Below are 16,024 nucleotides of genomic sequence, written 5' to 3' on the forward strand. Positions count from 1 at the left end.
CCGTCAGCTGGCCAGCTGGCGCACTTCGGTCATCAGGCCGTCGATCACCGCAGCGTGGCGCTGCCGGACCTCGCGCAGATCGGCCACCGCCGCACGCCCGGATCCCTCGCGCAGCTGGCCCAGTGCCCGCACGGCGTCGCGCTGCGCCACGATGAGCTGCACGAACTGGCTGCCCGAGCGCGGTCGCAAGGCCACATGGTCGCGGTACAGGCCGTGCAGGCCCTGGCTGCTCGCGATGCGGCGGCCGCCGCAGGTGACGGCGACGCACATCAGTTCGAATTCGGCCTGGCAGGCTGCCAGCCCGACCAGCAGTCGCCGCGCCCGCTGCCTCGTGTCCAGTTGTTCCATGCGTTGCTCCTCGGGGTGCTCAGAAGCCATACCAGCACAGCAGGAAGCCCAGCGCCGGCGCCAGCGTGAACAGCGTCAGCTCGATCCACACCGCCATGTTGCCGACGCGTGCGGCGTCCCATCCCGTGGCGGGCCGGCGGGGCTCGGCCCGGGTCGGCGTCTCGTGCCACAGGAGCTCGAGTTCGCTGTCGTCGAAGACCGGCATCTGCATCGCCATGCGAGCATGTTCATTTTTCCCATCCAGGCGCCGTGTAGGACGCCGCTGCGCCGGCGAGTCGGTGGCCTTCCCACGTCGAGCCAGACGCGGGTCCGCCGGGGCTGGCGGAGCCGGAACAACGACCTCGCGGGTGAGGTGGCGCCGAATCCGCCAGAATCCACGTTTTCCCCGGAGACAGCGCATGACGTATCCCAACACCCAGCTCTTCATCAATGGCCAGTGGCAGGACGCCGCCGACGGCCGCACCCTCGCCGTGTTCAACCCGGCCACCGGCAAGGAGATCGGCCGTGTCGCCCACGCCGGCAAGGCGGACCTGGACAAGGCCCTGGAGGCAGCGCAGAAGGGATTCGAGACCTGGCGCGACATGGCGCCGGCCGAGCGCAGCAAGGTCATGCGCAAGGCCGCCGGCTTCATGCGCGAGCGCGCCGAGGCCATCGGCCGGCTGCTGACGCAGGAGCAAGGCAAGCCGCTGGTCGAGGCCAAGGGCGAGGCGATGGCGGCCGCCGACATCATCGAATGGTTCGCCGAGGAAGGCTTCCGGGTCTACGGCCGCATCGTGCCGTCGCGCGGCAGCCCGTCGCTGCGCCAGATGGTGCTGAAGGACCCGGTGGGCCCGGTCGCGGCCTTCACGCCGTGGAACTTCCCGATCAACCAGGTGGTGCGCAAGGTCGGCGCGGCGCTCGCGGCCGGCTGCTCGATGCTGGTCAAGGCCCCCGAGGAGACGCCCGCGGGCCCGGCCGAGCTGATCCGCGCCTTCCAGGACGCCGGGCTGCCCCCGGGCGTGCTGGGCCTCGTCTACGGCAACCCGGCCGAGATCTCCAGCTACCTGATCCCGCACCCCGTGATCCGCAAGATCACCTTCACCGGCTCGACCCCGGTGGGCAAGCAGCTGGCCGCGATGGCGGGCCAGCACATGAAGCGCGTGACGATGGAGCTGGGCGGCCACGCGCCGGTGATCGTCTGCGACGACGCGGACATCGCGCTGGCGGTCAAGGCCGCCGGCGGCGCCAAGTTCCGCAACGCCGGCCAGGTGTGCATCTCGCCGACCCGGTTCCTGGTGCACGAGAGCGTGAAGAACGAGTTCGCCACCGCCATGGCCAAGTACGCGCAGGGCCTGAAGGTGGGCGACGGCCTGGCCGAGGGCACCCAGATGGGCCCGCTGGCGAACCCGCGCCGCCTCACGGCGATGGCCGAGTTCCACGAGGACGCGGTCAAGAAGGGGGCCCAGGTGCTGGCCGGCGGCAAGCGCATCGGCGACGCCGGCAACTTCTGGGAACCCACCGTGCTGGCCGACGTGCCGCTGGAGGCCAAGATCTTCAACGACGAGCCGTTCGGCCCGGTGGCGGCGATCCGCAGCTTCACCAAGCTGGAAGAGGCGATCGCCGAGGCCAACCGTCTGTCGTTCGGCCTGGCCGGCTACGCGTTCACCAGGTCGCTGAAGAACGCCGACCTGCTGTCGCGCCGGGTCGAAGTGGGCATGTTGTGGATCAACATGCCGGCGATGCCCAGCGCCGAGATGCCGTTCGGCGGCATCAAGGACTCCGGCTACGGCTCGGAAGGCGGCCCGGAAGCGCTGGAGGCGTACCTGAATGCGCGTTCGGTCGCCGTGATGAACGTCTGAGGCCTGGCGCCCGCAGCCTGCCCGTGGCAGGCGCGGGCAGCACCGCCGCGGCCCCGGACTCGTGCCGGGAACCCGCGGCCGGCGTCACGCCGGCACGGTGTAGTTCAGGGCCATGCGCCCGCCGTCCACCACCACGATCTCGCCGGTGACGTAGCTCGCGGCGTCGCTGGCCAGCCAGGCGACCGCGTCGGCGATCTCGGCCGGCTCGCCCAGCCGTTTCATCGGCGTCCGGCTCATGATGCGGCGGCGCGCGTCCTCGCTCGTGAGCACCGCCTGCGCGGCCAGCTCCGTGGCGATGGTCCCGGGCGCGACCGCGTTCACGCGCACGCCGCGGTCGGCCAGCGCGAGCGCCATCGCCCGCGTGAGCTGGTTGATGCCGCCTTTGCTCACGTTGTAGCTGGCGATGCTCGGGATGGCGAGCACCGCGTTGACCGAGCTCATGTTCACGATGGCGCCGCGGCCGGCGGCCGCCATGACGCGGGCGACCGCCTGCCCGGCGAGGAACGAGCCCTTGAGGTTGACCCGCAGCACCGCGTCGAAGTCGGCCTCGGTCACGTCCAGGAAGTCGGCGGCCTTGAAGATGCCGGCGTTGTTCACCAGCACGTCGATGCGGCCGTGCTCGCGCACCACCCGCGCCACCAGGGCGTCCACCTGCGCCTTGTCGCCCACGTCGCAGGCCACGAACAGCCCGCCGAGCTCGCCGGCCAGCGCCTGTCCGCGCACGGCATCGACGTCGGCGATGACGGGCAGGGCGCCTTCGCGCGCGAAGCGCCGCGCGCAGGCTTCGCCGATGCCCTGGGCGCCACCGGTGACGATGCAGATGCGGCCCTCGAGGCCGAAGGAAATCGTGCTCATGGGGAAGACTCCGTGCTCAGCGTGCGGACGGGGGCGCGAGACGAGAACCGGCGGTCAGGCGCGGATCGACCCGGCGCTGGCCGCGACGAACTCGCGGGCCAGGTGCGCCAGCTCGGCCACGGGCATGCCGGGCCGGTACAGGGCGGATCCGATGCCGAACCCGTCGGCGCCGGCGGCCCGGTAGGGCGCCAGGCTGGCCGGCGTGATGCCGCCCACGGGCAGCAGCAGCGCGTCGCGCGGGAGCACCGCACGCAGTGCCTTGACCACCGGCGGGCCCATCATCTCGGCCGGGAACAGCTTGAGGCCGCTGGCACCGGCCTCCAGCGCGGCGAACGCCTCGGTCGGTGTCGCGATGCCGGGCAGGCAGGCGAGGCCCAGCTCGCGCGCTTCCTGCACCACCTCGGGCTGGAAATTGGGCGCCACCACCAGGCGGCCGCCCGCCGCCTGCACCGGGCCGACCTCCGAGCGGCGCAGCACGGTGCCTGCGCCCACCCAGGCCTGCGGGAAGGCGGCGGCGAGCGCGGCGATGCTCTCCAGCGGGCTGGGCGAGTTCAGCGGCACCTCGAGGATGCGAAAGCCCGCGTCCACCAGCGCCCGGCCCACCGGGACGGCTTCCGCCGGGGTGAGTCCGCGCAGGATGGCGACCAGCGGGCAGGCCGCCAGCGCCGATGGGAAGGAAGAGGGATTCATCGTGGGGACTCCAGGGTGCGCGCGAGCGTCCACAGGCCATGCCACGTGGCATGGTCGCCAGCCGTGCGGGCCGGCACGCCCAGCGAACGCAGTGCGAGTTGGTAGCGGGCGGTGAGCGCCGGCGCGCCGATCAGCACCACCTCCTGGCCGGTGGGAAGGGCCTGGCTGCGCAGTTCCTCGCCGATGACCAGTCCGGACAGGTAGCTCGGCAGCGCGCCGGCATCCAGTTGCCCGAACAGCGCCAGCGTGCGGGCGCTGAAGGCCGCGTGCAGCAGGCTGCCGGCCTGCCGGGCGTGGCCGACGCCGCGCAGGAAGGCCGCCTCGTCCAGCGGGCCGTCTTCTGGAGGCAGCGTCCGCGCCAGGATCGAATGCCGGCGCAGCAGCGCGTACACCTCGCCGGTCATGAAGGTCGAGAAGCCCTCGATGCGGCGGCCGCGCACGCGGGCCCACTTGCTGTGGGTGCCGGGCAGCACGAACAGACCGTCGTCCAGGCCCAGCAGGTCGAGCGCGCCGACGATCTGCGTCTCCTCGCCGCGCATCACGTCGGGCACGCCGTGGGCCTCGGCCTGCAGGCCGGGCACCAGGCCCAGCCGCAGCCCGCCTGGTGCGTCCGGCACCCAGGTGATGCGCCCGACCAGGTCGGCGAAGCCGGACGGGCAGGGACAGTAGGGCGCCTCGCGCCAGCCCTGGCGGCTGCCGACCATGCCGCCGGCCAGGCACAGCGCGCCTGGCGCCGGCTGCCAGCGCTCCACCGCCGCGGCGAACACGGCCGGAAAGGCGCCGGCCGCCACGTTCAGGATGCCTTCGGGACTGTGGTGCTCGTCCAGCACCGTGCCGTCCGCGGCGATGCGGGCCGCGCGCAGCGAGGAGGTCCCCCAGTCCAGGGCGATCAGTTCATGCATGGCCATGGTCCGGGGGGAAGGCTGGCGCCGGCGCGGGCGCGCTCAGTGGTTGTCGCGGGGCACGAAGGCGCCGCGCTTGCCGACCAGGAAGTCCAGGTCCGCGCCCTGGTCGGCCTGCAGCACGTGGTCGACGTACAGCTTCCAGTAGCCGGAGTCCAGCGGCGGCTTGGGCGGCGTCCAGGCCTTGAGCCGGGCCTGCAGCTCCTCGTCGCTGATGTGCAGCTGGATGCGCCGGTTGGGCACGTCCAGCTCGATGATGTCGCCGTTGCGCACGATCGCGAGCGGGCCGCCGGCGGCCGCTTCCGGGGCCGTGTGCAGCACCACCGTGCCGTAGGCCGTGCCGCTCATGCGCGCGTCGCTGATGCGGACCATGTCGGTGATGCCCTTGCGCAGCACCTTGGGCGGCAGCGGCATGTTGCCGACCTCGGCCATGCCGGGGTAGCCCTTGGGGCCGCAGTTCTTCAGCACCATCACGCAGGTCTCGTCGATGTCGAGGTTCTCGTCGTCGATGCGGGCGTGGAAGTCCTCGATGTCCTCGAACACCACGGCGCGGCCCTTGTGGACCATCAGCTCGGGCGTGGCGGCGCTGGGCTTGATGACCGCGCCACGCGGGGCCAGGTTGCCGCGCAGCACCGCGATGCCGGCCTTGTCCTTGAACGGGCGCTCCAGCGGCTGGATCACCTCGGTGTTGTAGTTCTGGGCGTCGGCGATGTTCTCGCCCACGGTGCGGCCGTTGGCCGTCACCGCGTCCAGGTGCAGGTGCTGGCCGATCTCCTTCATCACCACGGGCAGGCCGCCGGCGTAGCAGAAGTCTTCCATCAGGTGCTTGCCCGAGGGCTGCAGGTTCACCAGGCAGGGCAGCTCGCTGGCCAGACGGTCGAAGTCCTCGATCGCGAGTTCGACGCCAATGCGGCGGGCGATGGCGATCAGGTGGATCACCGCGTTGGTGGAGCCGCCGATGGCGGCCAGCGTCTTGATCGCGTTCTCGAACGCCTGGCGGGTGAGGATGGTCGAGAGCTTCTGGTCCTCGTGGACCATGTCGACGATGCGGCGGCCCGCCATGCGCGCGAGCACGTTGCGGCGGCCGTCCACGGCGGGGTAGGCCGCGTTGCCGGGCAGACCCAGGCCGAGCGCCTCGACCATGCTGGCCATCGTGGACGCGGTCCCCATGGTCATGCAGTGGCCATGGCTGCGGTGCATGCAGCTCTCGGCCTCGAAGAAGTCCTGCAGCTTGAGCGTGCCGGCGCGCACCTGCTCGCTCATGCTCCACACGCCGGTGCCCGAACCCAGCTCCTGGCCGCGCCACTTGCCCGAGAGCATCGGGCCGCCGGACACGCCGATGGTCGGCAGGTCGACGCTGGAGGCACCCATCACCAGCGACGGCGTGGTCTTGTCGCAGCCCATGAGCAGCACCACGCCGTCCACCGGGTTGCCGCGGATCGACTCCTCGACGTCCATGCTGGCCAGGTTGCGATACAGCATGGCGGTGGGCCGCAGCAGCGTCTCGCCGAGCGACATCACCGGGAATTCGAGCGGGAAGCCGCCGGCCTCGTAGACGCCGATCTTGACCTGTTCGGCCAGCGTGCGGAAATGCGAGTTGCAGGGCGTCAGCTCGCTGAAGGTGTTGCAGATGCCGATCACGGGGCGGCCATCGAACTGGTCGTGCGGCACGCCCTTGCCCTTGACCCAACTGCGGTATGCGAAGCCGTCGCGGTCCTGCCGCCCGAACCATTGCTGGCTGCGGAGTTCCTCTGGTTTCTTGCGCGGCTTGTCTCTCGTGCTCATAGGGTTAGTCCTCGGATTTGCAAACATATTATGGTCATACGATTGCCGCCGGCGGTTCCGTACAAACCATGATCAAGACCATCCACGGCAACACGGTCGATCACCTCGGCGAGGCGATCGTCGCGGGGCGCTACCCGGCCGGTGCCTCGGTGCCGCCGGAGCCCCTGCTGTGCGAGGAACTCGGAGTCAGCCGCACCGTGGTGCGTGAAGCGGTGAAGTCGCTGGTGGCCAAGGGCCTGGTGACCACGGGGCCGAAAGTCGGCACCCGCGTGCTGCCGGCCGACCAGTGGAACTGGTTCGATCCGGACGTGGTGGTGTGGCAGTCGCGCGCCGGCCTGACGCGCGAGTTCCTGCAGGACCTGCAGGAGCTGCGCCGCGTGGTCGAGCCGGCCGCGGTGCGCATGGCGGCCGAGCGCGGCACGGCGGAGGACATCGCGGCGATCGAGGCGGCGTACCAGGGCATGCGGCTGGCGGTGGAGGAGGGCGGCGACTACGTGCGCCACGACCTGCGCTTCCACCAGGGTCTGCTCAAGGCCTGCCACAACCGCATGATCGTGCAGATGAGCAAGGCGCTGGCCGCGCTGCTGCGCACCAGCTTCGAGATCTCGACCACCCGCCAGGACGGCCCGCGCCTGTCGCTGCCCCTGCACCGGGCGGTGCTGGACGCGGTGATCGCGCGCGACGCCCACAAGGCCGAGCAGGCGATCCTGGTGCTGATCGACGGCGCCCGCGCCGACATCGAGGAGGTGCTCGCCACCCGCCGGCGGCTGCCCCAGCTGGATGCGCCCGCGCCGCTGCTGCGCGTGGCGTGAGAGGTGAAAGGAAGAACAAGATGAAGAAGACGGTCGACTGGTTTTTCAGGTTCCTCGAGTTCCTGGTGGTGGCGGCCATGGTGGCGATGGTCATCATGGTCTTCGGCAACGTGGTGCTGCGCTACGGCTTCAACTCGGGCATCACGGTGTCCGACGAGATGTCGCGCTACTGCTTCATCTGGCTGACCTACATCGGCGCCATGATCGCCATGCGCGACAAGGGCCACCTGGGGGTCGACACGCTGGTCAAGCACCTGCCGCGCGCGGGCAAGAAGACCTGCCTGTTCCTGTCCGAAGCGCTCATGCTCTGGTGCAACGTGCTGTTCGTCGTGGGCACCTGGAAGATGCACGACCTGCAGGTCACCAACGTGTCGCCGGTGGTCGGCATCTCGATGATCTGGATCTACGGCATCGGCTACGTGGTCGGCACCGTGATGGCCCTGTTCAACCTGCACGTGCTGTGGCGCCTGGTCACCGGCCGCATCGCGGACGACGAACTGGTCCAGGTGGTCGAGTCCGAGGACGTGCCGCTCGCGGCGCCGGCGTCCGCCACCCCTGAAGGAGCCAAGGCATGACGGTCGGCGTCTTCCTCTTCAGCCTGCTCGGCGCCATGGGCATCGGCATGCCGATCGCCTACGCGCTGCTGGTGTGCGGCCTGGCCCTCATGGGTTACCTCGCGGCCACCGGCGTGCTGCCGGCCTTCGACAGCCAGATCCTGGCGCAGCGTTTCGTCGACGGCGCCGACAACTTCCCGCTGCTGGCCGTGCCCTTCTTCCTGCTGGCCGGCGAGTTCATGAACGCCGGCGGCCTGTCGCGGCGCATCGTCAACCTGGCGATGGCGTGGGTCGGCCACTTCCGTGGGGGCCTGGGCTACGTGGCCGTGCTGGCCGCCGTGATCATGGCGTCCCTGTCCGGCTCCGCCGTCGCGGACACCGCGGCGCTGGCGGCGCTGCTCATCCCCATGATGAAGCAGGCCGGCTACCAGGTGAACCGCTCGGCAGGCCTGATCTCGGCCGGCGGCATCATCGCGCCGGTGATCCCGCCCTCGATCGGCATGATCGTCTTCGGCGTGGCCGGCAACGTGTCGATCACCAAGCTGTTCCTGGCCGGCATCGTCCCCGGCATCCTGATGGGCGTGGCCATCGGCGCCACCTGGTGGTGGCTGGCCCGCCGCGAGAACGTGCAGCCCGCCCCCCGCATGCCGATGGTGCAGCGGCTGAAGGTCACGGCCGAAGGCGGCTTCGCCGTCGCCCTGCCGGTGGTGATCCTGGGCGGCATGAAGTTCGGCGTCTTCACGCCGACGGAGGCGGCCGTGGTCGCGGCCGTCTACAGCTTCGCCGTGGGCATGTTCATCTACCGTGAACTGAAGGTGCGCGAGCTCTACGCCCTCGTGCTGGCGGCCGGCAAGACCACCGCCGTGGTCATGTTCCTGGTGGCCGCCGCGATGGTCAGCGCCTGGCTGATCACTGTGGCCAACATCCCCACCGAGGTGGCCAACCTGCTGTCCCCCTTCGTGGGCAACAAGACGCTCCTGATGTTCATCATCATGGTGCTCATCGTGGTGGTGGGCACGGCGCTGGACTTCACGCCGACGGTGCTGATCCTCACGCCGGTGCTGATGCCGGTGGTGCTCAAGGCCGGCATCGACCCGGTGTACTTCGGCGTGCTGTTCATCATGAACAACGCGATCGGCCTGATCACGCCGCCGGTCGGCACGGTGCTCAACGTGGTGTGCGGCGTGGCGCGCATCACGATGGACGACGCGTTCAAGGGCGTGATGCCGTTCTTCCTGGCCCAGCTGGCCGTGCTGTTCCTGCTGGTGCTGTTCCCCGACCTCGTGCTCGTCCCGCTGAAGTTCCTGATGCGGTGACCGCGGCAGCCGAGCGACTCTCGACCGCAACCTTCCCCTCGACAAGGAGACAACCATGCTGAAACGACGTTCCCTCGTGGCCCTGGCGGCCACTGCCATGCTGGCGGCCGCGCCGGCCTTCGCCCAGTTCCAGGAGCGCACCATCAAGTTCACCAACGGCGTGAACGAGGACCACCCCGTGGGCCAGGGCGTCAAGAAGATGCAGGAAGTGCTGCAGGCCAAGACCGGCGGCAAGATGAAGATCAACGCCTTCTGGGGTGGCGCCGCGGGCGGCGACCTGCAGGCGACCCAGGCGCTGCGCGCGGGCACCCAGGAGATGGTGTGCACCTCGTCCTCGCCGCTGGTGGGCATCGTCAAGGAACTGGGCGTGTTCGACCTGCCGTTCCTGTTCGGCAGCGAGAAGGAAGCCGACGCGGTGCTCGACGGCGATGCCGGCAAGTACTTCAACAAGAAGCTGGAAGAAGCGGGCCTGGTCAACCTGGCCTACTGGGAGAACGGCTTCCGCAACCTGACCAACAGCAAGCGGCCGGTGACCAAGGTCGAGGACTTCGACGGCGTCAAGGTCCGGGTGATGCAGAACAACATCTTCCTGGACACCTTCAAGACGCTGGGCACCAATGCCGTGCCGATGGCCTTCGGCGAGATCTTCACCGCGCTGGAGACCAAGACCATCGACGGCCAGGAGAACCCCTTCGTGACCATCGAGACCTCCAAGTTCAACGAGGTCCAGAAGTACCTGTCGGTCACCCGCCATGCCTACACGCCGTTCCTGATCCTGTACAGCAAGAAGCTGTGGGACCAGCTCACCCCGCAGGAGCAGGCCGTGCTGCGCGAGGCCGCCATCGAGGGCCAGAAGGTCGAGCGCGCCGCAAACCGCGAGCTCAACGCCAAGTCCCTGGCCAGCCTCAAGGCCAAGGGCATGCAGGTCAACGAGGTTGCGCCCGCCGAGCAGAAGCGCATGTTCGAGAAGGTCCGCCCGGTGTACGACAAGAACGTGCCCACGATCGGCGCCGAGGCCGTCAACGTGGTGCTGGACGCACTGAAGAAGGCGCGCGGCGGCTGATCGCCGCGACCCGCCGCCGGTCCGCCCCTGGCCGGCCGGCGGCAGACGTGGCCGGCCCGCCCCGGGTCTGCTACCGTCGGCGCAGGGCGCCTGCCGGGCGCCGACTGCTTCCGAAGGTCCCTCCCCATTGTCCGAACCGGCCGATCCCCGCATCCCTGGCCCGGCCGCATCGTCCGATGCGCCGGACGACTGGCGCGGCAGCAGCCCGCTGATCGACCTGCAGGATCCGCGCCTGCGCCTGAAGGCCCGGGCGCTCACCCAGCTGTCCCGCAGCGAGCGCGAGAAGGCGCTGGCGGTCTATGCGTTCGTCAAGCGCCAGCCGTTCTCGCGGCCGATGAAGCTGCGTCCGCGCACGGCGCGCCAGACGCTCGACGCGGGCACCGGGGACGCGCCGGACAAGGCCACGCTGTTCGTCGCCTTGCTGCGGCTGGCGGGCATTCCCGCGCGCCAGCACTGGGTGCAGGTGCATGGACAGCTGCTGCGCGGGCTGCTGCCGGCCATCCCTTGCGTCAACCGTCCGATCGTCGAGGTCTGGCTGCAGGGCCGCTGGGTGCCGACCGACACCTTCATCTTCGACGCCGCCTACGTCGCCGCGGCACGCCAGCGGTTGCGAGCGCTGGCGTGGGACTGCGGCTGGGGCATCTGCCTGAACGGCCATGCGATCTGGGACGGCCTCGAAGGTGCCTGGCTGGGCGGCATGCCGACAGCCGACGACCCGCTGGTGCTGCGCGACCTGGGGCGCTTCCACGACACGCAGGACTTCTCGGCCTCCGACGCCTTCCCCCATCGGCCGCTGGCCCGCTCGATGAAGTGGAACCTGCTGGGGCCGCGCATCGATGGCGCGATCCGGCGGTTGCGGGCCGAGGCCGGCCCGCAGGTGTCGGCCCATCCGCCCCGCAACTCCACCTGACGCGGCCCCCGCCCGACCGCGACATGAAGATCACCGCCCTCGAGACCATCCGCCTCGGCGAGTTCCCCAACATCCTGTGGGTGCGGCTGCACACCGACGAGGGCCTGGTGGGCCTGGGCGAGACCTTCATGGGCGCCGAGGCGGTCGAGGCCTACCTGCACGAGTGGGCCGCGCAGCGGCTCCTGGGCGCCGACCCGCTGGCCATCGAGGCGCGCGCGCGCGACCTGACCGGCTATCTCGGCTGGCGCGGCTCGGGTGTCGAGACGCGCGGCAACTCGGCCGTCGACATCGCGCTGTGGGACCTGTTCGGCAAGGCGGCGAACATGCCCGTGCACACGGCGCTGGGCGGACGCAGCCGCGACGCCATCCGCGTGTACAACACCTGCGCCGGCTACCAGTACATCCGCAGCAACGCCAACCAGACCTCCTCGAACTGGGGGCTGGCCAACCGCAACGGACCCTACGAGGACCTGCAGGGCTTCCTGCACCACGCCGACGAACTGGCGCAGTCGCTGCTGTCCGAAGGCATCACCGCGATGAAGATCTGGCCGTTCGATCCGGCCGCCGAGGCCAGCCACGGCCAGTACATCAGCAACGCCGACCTCGACCTCGCCCTCGAGCCGTTCCGCAAGATCCGCGGCGCGGTGGGCGACCGCATGGACATCATGGTGGAGTTCCACAGCCTGTGGCGCCTGCCGATGGCACGCAAGATCGCGCGGGCCCTCCAGCCGTTCGACACCTTCTGGCACGAGGATGCGATCCGCATGGATTCGCTGGCCCTGCTGAAGCAGTACGCGCAGGACTGCCAGGCGCTCATCTGCGCCAGCGAGACGCTCAGCTACCGCTGGGGATTCAAGGACTACCTCGAAACCGGCGTCGCCGGCGTGGTGATGCTCGACCTGTCGTGGTGCGGCGGCCTCACCGAGGCGCGCAAGATCGCCGGCATGGCCGATGCCTGGCAGCTCCCGGTGGCGCCGCACGACTGCACCGGCCCAGTGGTGTGGGCGGCGTCCACCCACCTGTCGCTGCATGCGCCCAACGCCCTGGTGCAGGAGAGCGTGCGGGCCTTCTACACCGGCTGGTACAAGGAACTGGTGACCGAGCTGCCGCAGGTCAGCGGCGGCATGGTCCGCCTGAACGACAAGCCCGGCCTCGGGCTCGAATTGCTGCCCGACCTGCACCGGCGGCCCGACGCCATGGTGCGGATCGCCAAGGCCTGAAGCGGCCGACCCGCGGCACTTCGGCACGGCTGCAGCGCTGCGGCGCTCCGGGCAAACCCGATCGCGCTGTCCACCCGGGCCGCGGTGCTGTATCGTTGTGCATCATGTTCTTCAACGTGGGCGTCCAGCACGGGGAGCATTACCTGCTCGTCGTCGGAACTGGGGCGGCGACAGTGTCCGACCTGTGCGGGGGCGCCAGCCTGGGTGCGGTGACGGCCAGGCTGTCGGGTTGCCGCCGGGTGCTGATCGACCTGCTCGGCGTCGAACAGGACCTCTCGTTCACCGAGCACCTGCAGTTGGGCGCGCACCTGGCTGAAGTGGCGGCAGGTCTGGAGCGGGTGGCGACCGTGGTGCCGGCCCAGCAGAAGGTCGGCGTCAGCGAGCGGGCCGCGCAACTCCAGGGGCTGCAGATCAAGACCTTCACCTCCCTGGCCGATGCCCAGGCCTGGCTGACCCAGCCCTGACGGCTGCCCGGCGCGCCTGGCGCGGCAGCAGGCCGGGTTTCCGGCCGGCCCACTGCTCCCTCTCCTACAAGAGCCCACGGCACGAACCTCGCCTGCGACGCACCAGCGTGCCGGATGCTGGAAGCATGAGCTCGACATTTAGCCTTCCCCTGATCATCGAGGGCTTTCTGGCCACCACCCGCGTCCATGCACTGATCTGCCTGGACCGCAGCGGCACCATCGTGGGCTGGCTCGGCGCGGCCGAGGACATCTTCGGCTACACGCAGGACGAGATCATCGGCCAGCACGTGGGGGTGCTGTTCACCGCGGAGGACCGGCGCGCCGCCTTCGACCAGCACGAGCTGGCCGTGGCGCGGGAGGACAGCCGCTCCTCCGACGACCGCTGGCACGTGCGCAAGGACGGCACCCGGATCTGGGTGTCGGGCGCGGTCGAGGCCGTGCGCAACAGTGACGGTGCCCTGATCGGCTACGTGAAGGCGGTGCGCGACCGCACGGACCTGCAGACCAAGGTGGAGCACCTGGAGCAGCTGCAGGCTGCCAGCGAGGCGGCGGCGGTGCGCACGCGGATGTTCCTGCGCACGCTCGGCCACGAACTGCGCAACCCGCTGACGCCGCTGCAGAATGGCGCCGCCATCCTGCAGCGGCGCGCCGGCGACCCCGCAGCGGTGCAGCGCGTGGCCGAGATCATCCGCAACCAGGTGGGCACGCTGGCACGCCTGGCCGATGACCTGATGGACGTGACGCGCCTGGACACCGGCCGCACGGAGCTGAAGGTCGAGCGCATCGACGTGCGGCCGCTGCTGCAGCAGGCCTGCATCTCGTTCCAGGACAGCGCGCGGGCCAAGGGCATCGGCCTGTCGAGCATCCTTCCGGAAGGGCAGCTGCTGGCCGACGTCGACCGCCAGCGGTTCCAGCAGGTCATCTCCAACCTGCTGTCCAATGCCATCAAGTACACGCCCGCGGGACAGGTGTGGATCAAGGCCACGGCGGAAGGCCGCGAGGTGCTGATCCATGTCGAGGACACCGGCATCGGGATCGAAAGCGCGATGCTGCCGCGGCTGTTCGACCTGTTCACCCGCGACCGCGTGGCCGAGGACCTGGCGCCTTCCGGGCTGGGCATCGGGCTGGCGGTCGTGCGGGCGGTGATGGAGTTGCATGGCGGCAGTGTCGAGGCCCGCAGCTCGGGCCCCGGCAAGGGCGCCGAGTTCACCGTGCGCTTCCCGCTCGGGGCCGACCGCAGGACGCGCGAACGACGTCCGGGGCACGGCAGTGCGAGCGAGGGCGCGCGTCGCGAGCGGCGGCATGCCCTGCACGAGAGCGATCCCCACTAGACGACGGCATGGTGCGGGCATCGTGACCCAGGCCGCCGGGAACGGGATCGACGGCGTGGCGGCAGCCGGTCGCGCCGCCTCGTCGCACGCGCTGGACACCGAGCGGGCGCTGGCGCTCTTCGACCGGCTGGACGCGGTGCAGCCGGAAGCGCTGTTCGGGGCCTGGCGCGGCGAGGAGTTCCCGACCGGCCACCCGCTCGACGGCCTGCTGGCGGCCTATGGCTGGCATGGCAAGCGCTTCGACAGCCTGGAGGACGTGCATCCGCTGGTGTTCCGCGCGCCGTGGGGCGGCACCATGCGGCTGCGTGCGCTCGGCCTGACGCTGGCGGTCCGGCTGGTCCTGCGGCTGCCCTGGCTGAAGTCTGCGGCCGTCGCCCGCCTGGCACGTCCTGCGCTCGTCCTGCTGGCCACCGGGCGCTCGGGTGCGCGTTTGCGCGTGACCTGCTATCGGGGCGCCAGCACGGCGACGATGGTGTACGACCAGGTGCCGGTGCACGACGTGTTCCGGGCCGTCGACGCCGACACCGTGCTCGGTGCCATGGACATGAAGGGCCTGAGCCGGCCGCTGTTCTTTCTGCTGCGCCGCGAGGCAGGCTAGCCCGTCGGGGGCGCCGCGGCTGCGCGGCCGCCTGCGCCGCGCGCGGCGCGCTCAGAAGACCGGCAGGTGTGCCAGCCGCTTCTGCAGGGGCGTGCCGCGCTCGTCCGCTTCGGCGTCGATCCCTTCGGGGCATGCCTTCATCCGGAAGAACTTGCCCGTGCTGCCTTCGACGTAGACGCGCACCTCGGACGACCCGCACACGGACGCTGCATCGACCACGGGAACGATCTTCGCGGGCCCGTGCCGGACCGCCTCCTCGTCCGCCATCACCTCGTGCCAGCGCACGTGCGAGAGATGGCCGTCGGGGCCCCAGCGGATCGCATCGATCTGGTAGTACATCGATCCTTCAGGCCGCGCGGCCATCCGTGCGGTCGCTTGCGCCGCTGGGAAGCGTCTTCTCGATCACGGCCTCGTCGGGCACGTCATGCGGGCCGTCCTCGTCGGGGCGCGGGCGGTCCTGGCCGTCGAGCGGTTCGTCGGCGCTGGGCCTGTCGGGCGTTTGGGGCGTGGGCATGGGCCGTCTCCTGTCGTGGATGCTCCACAGCATGTCCCGCGGCGCGGGGGCCGCCAAGCGGCCGCGACCGGCGCGCCTGTAGGACGGCGGCGCAACCGTGCGCGCCGGCTCAGCCGCCGGCACCCTGCATGCGGCCGGACGGCAGCACCTGCCGTCCGCGTGCATGCGGCACGGCGCGCAGCAGGGCGGCCGCGACGTCGACGGCACGGATCGCGCGGTAGTTGGGCGGGATCAACGGCCGCAGCACCGTGCTGAGGCGCCGCGCCAGCGTTTCGCCGCGGCGCGTGGACTGCCCCAGGGCTGCGCGGTCCCCGGTGAGGAAGGAGGGGCGCGCGATCACGAGTCCCTCGTAGGCCAGGGTGTCCAGGATTTCCTCCAGTTCGCCCTTGATCCGGTTGTAGAAGATGCCGGAGCGGGCATTCGCCCCCATGGCGCTGACCACTCCCAGCCGCTTCGCCCCGGCGGCGCGCGCCGCGCGCGCGACCGCCAGGTTGGCGTCGTAGTCGATGGCGCGGAACGCCGCCTGGCTGCCTGCGGCGCGGATGGTGGTGCCCAGGGCCAGGTAGACCTCGTCGACGGCAGGCAGGGTGGGCAGCGCCGCGAAATCGACCCAGTGCTGGCTGAGCTTGGCGTGCACCAGCGGCAGTTCGCGTCGGCCGAGCGTGTGCACAGCGGCGAGGCCAGGGTCGGCCAGCAAGCCGGCCAGGAGCTCGCGGCCGACGAGGCCGGTGGCCCCGGCGAGGAGGGCAGTGCGTGCGGTCATGGCGGAGGGCCGGTGCGCCGGCGAAGTCGAGCTTGCCGGATCATGCCCCTGCCGCCCCGGA

19 protein-coding genes are annotated in these 16,024 nt (G+C 70.7%); 10 read left to right on the plus strand and 9 right to left on the minus strand.

Annotated features, from left to right (window positions below; genetic code table 11):
* Window positions 1–3: 3 nt before the first annotated feature.
* Together VFE82_RS05525 and VFE82_RS05530 are read right to left on the minus strand one after the other, a co-directional pair.
* Window positions 4–348 (minus strand): hypothetical protein, encoded by a 345-nt coding sequence (locus VFE82_RS05525; protein WP_324999244.1) that lies wholly within the window; start codon window positions 346–348, stop codon window positions 4–6.
* 19 nt (window positions 349–367) lie between these two features.
* Window positions 368–565: a hypothetical protein gene (locus tag VFE82_RS05530; protein ID WP_324999245.1), complete on the minus strand. Its 198-nt coding sequence runs from the start codon at window positions 563–565 to the stop codon at window positions 368–370.
* A gap of 181 nt (window positions 566–746) precedes the next feature.
* Between VFE82_RS05530 and VFE82_RS05535 the strand changes: the two genes are divergently transcribed.
* Window positions 747–2,186: an NAD-dependent succinate-semialdehyde dehydrogenase gene (locus tag VFE82_RS05535; protein ID WP_324999246.1), complete on the plus strand. Its 1,440-nt coding sequence runs from the start codon at window positions 747–749 to the stop codon at window positions 2,184–2,186.
* 84 nt (window positions 2,187–2,270) lie between these two features.
* Here the strand turns inward: VFE82_RS05535 and VFE82_RS05540 are convergent, their stop codons facing one another.
* The 4 genes from VFE82_RS05540 to VFE82_RS05555 are packed head-to-tail and all read right to left on the minus strand — an operon-like array spanning window position 2,271 to window position 6,418.
* Window positions 2,271–3,041, minus strand: coding sequence for an SDR family oxidoreductase (locus VFE82_RS05540; protein ID WP_324999247.1), 771 nt, complete (start codon window positions 3,039–3,041; stop codon window positions 2,271–2,273).
* Window positions 3,042–3,095: 54 nt separating this feature from the next.
* The gene (locus tag VFE82_RS05545; RefSeq protein ID WP_324999248.1) at window positions 3,096–3,731 is read right to left on the minus strand and encodes a 2-dehydro-3-deoxy-6-phosphogalactonate aldolase; all 636 of its coding nucleotides are present in this window, start codon (window positions 3,729–3,731) and stop codon (window positions 3,096–3,098) included.
* A complete protein-coding gene (locus VFE82_RS05550; protein ID WP_324999249.1) occupies window positions 3,728–4,633 on the minus strand; it encodes a 2-dehydro-3-deoxygalactonokinase in 906 nt (301 codons plus the stop codon). The genes VFE82_RS05545 and VFE82_RS05550 overlap by 4 nt, the downstream gene beginning before the upstream one ends.
* A gap of 42 nt (window positions 4,634–4,675) precedes the next feature.
* Window positions 4,676–6,418: an IlvD/Edd family dehydratase gene (locus tag VFE82_RS05555; protein ID WP_324999250.1), complete on the minus strand. Its 1,743-nt coding sequence runs from the start codon at window positions 6,416–6,418 to the stop codon at window positions 4,676–4,678.
* Between the two features lie 68 nt (window positions 6,419–6,486).
* On the opposite strand from VFE82_RS05555, the gene VFE82_RS05560 reads away from it, so the two are divergent.
* From VFE82_RS05560 to VFE82_RS05600, 9 genes are all read left to right on the plus strand, one after another.
* Entirely contained in the window at window positions 6,487–7,230 is a 744-nt protein-coding gene (locus VFE82_RS05560) for a FadR/GntR family transcriptional regulator (RefSeq protein ID WP_324999251.1), read from the plus strand.
* Between the two features lie 20 nt (window positions 7,231–7,250).
* Window positions 7,251–7,805 carry a TRAP transporter small permease gene (locus tag VFE82_RS05565; RefSeq protein ID WP_324999252.1) on the plus strand — a complete coding sequence of 185 codons (555 nt, stop codon included), beginning with the start codon at window positions 7,251–7,253 and terminating at the stop codon, window positions 7,803–7,805.
* Complete coding sequence (locus VFE82_RS05570) at window positions 7,802–9,100, plus strand: TRAP transporter large permease subunit (RefSeq protein WP_324999253.1); 1,299 nt, start codon at window positions 7,802–7,804, stop codon at window positions 9,098–9,100. The genes VFE82_RS05565 and VFE82_RS05570 overlap by 4 nt, the downstream gene beginning before the upstream one ends.
* A 55-nt stretch (window positions 9,101–9,155) precedes the next feature.
* A complete protein-coding gene (locus tag VFE82_RS05575) occupies window positions 9,156–10,163 on the plus strand; it encodes a TRAP transporter substrate-binding protein (protein WP_324999254.1) in 1,008 nt (335 codons plus the stop codon).
* 127 nt (window positions 10,164–10,290) lie between these two features.
* Window positions 10,291–11,073 carry a transglutaminase-like domain-containing protein gene (locus VFE82_RS05580; protein ID WP_324999255.1) on the plus strand — a complete coding sequence of 261 codons (783 nt, stop codon included), beginning with the start codon at window positions 10,291–10,293 and terminating at the stop codon, window positions 11,071–11,073.
* A gap of 23 nt (window positions 11,074–11,096) precedes the next feature.
* Window positions 11,097–12,293 (plus strand): mandelate racemase/muconate lactonizing enzyme family protein, encoded by a 1,197-nt coding sequence (locus VFE82_RS05585; protein WP_324999256.1) that lies wholly within the window; start codon window positions 11,097–11,099, stop codon window positions 12,291–12,293.
* A gap of 104 nt (window positions 12,294–12,397) precedes the next feature.
* The gene (locus tag VFE82_RS05590; RefSeq protein WP_324999257.1) at window positions 12,398–12,757 is read left to right on the plus strand and encodes a hypothetical protein; all 360 of its coding nucleotides are present in this window, start codon (window positions 12,398–12,400) and stop codon (window positions 12,755–12,757) included.
* A 125-nt stretch (window positions 12,758–12,882) separates the two neighbouring features.
* Window positions 12,883–14,088 carry a PAS domain-containing sensor histidine kinase gene (locus tag VFE82_RS05595; RefSeq protein ID WP_324999258.1) on the plus strand — a complete coding sequence of 402 codons (1,206 nt, stop codon included), beginning with the start codon at window positions 12,883–12,885 and terminating at the stop codon, window positions 14,086–14,088.
* A 22-nt stretch (window positions 14,089–14,110) separates the two neighbouring features.
* A complete protein-coding gene (locus tag VFE82_RS05600) occupies window positions 14,111–14,686 on the plus strand; it encodes a DUF4334 domain-containing protein (protein WP_324999259.1) in 576 nt (191 codons plus the stop codon).
* Window positions 14,687–14,737: 51 nt separating this feature from the next.
* Here VFE82_RS05600 and VFE82_RS05605 read toward each other — a convergent pair whose 3' ends face one another.
* The 3 genes from VFE82_RS05605 to VFE82_RS05615 all read right to left on the minus strand — a co-directional run bounded on the left by VFE82_RS05605 (window position 14,738) and on the right by VFE82_RS05615 (window position 15,963).
* Window positions 14,738–15,025 (minus strand): hypothetical protein, encoded by a 288-nt coding sequence (locus VFE82_RS05605; RefSeq protein WP_324999260.1) that lies wholly within the window; start codon window positions 15,023–15,025, stop codon window positions 14,738–14,740.
* A 7-nt stretch (window positions 15,026–15,032) separates the two neighbouring features.
* Complete coding sequence (locus tag VFE82_RS05610) at window positions 15,033–15,200, minus strand: hypothetical protein (protein ID WP_324999261.1); 168 nt, start codon at window positions 15,198–15,200, stop codon at window positions 15,033–15,035.
* 109 nt (window positions 15,201–15,309) lie between these two features.
* Complete coding sequence (locus VFE82_RS05615; RefSeq protein WP_324999262.1) at window positions 15,310–15,963, minus strand: nucleoside-diphosphate sugar epimerase; 654 nt, start codon at window positions 15,961–15,963, stop codon at window positions 15,310–15,312.
* Between the last annotated feature and the right edge of the window lie 61 nt (window positions 15,964–16,024).

The sequence above is a fragment of the Ramlibacter sp. genome (genome assembly GCF_035655895.1).
In the GTDB taxonomy this organism is placed as follows: domain Bacteria; phylum Pseudomonadota; class Gammaproteobacteria; order Burkholderiales; family Burkholderiaceae_C; genus Ramlibacter.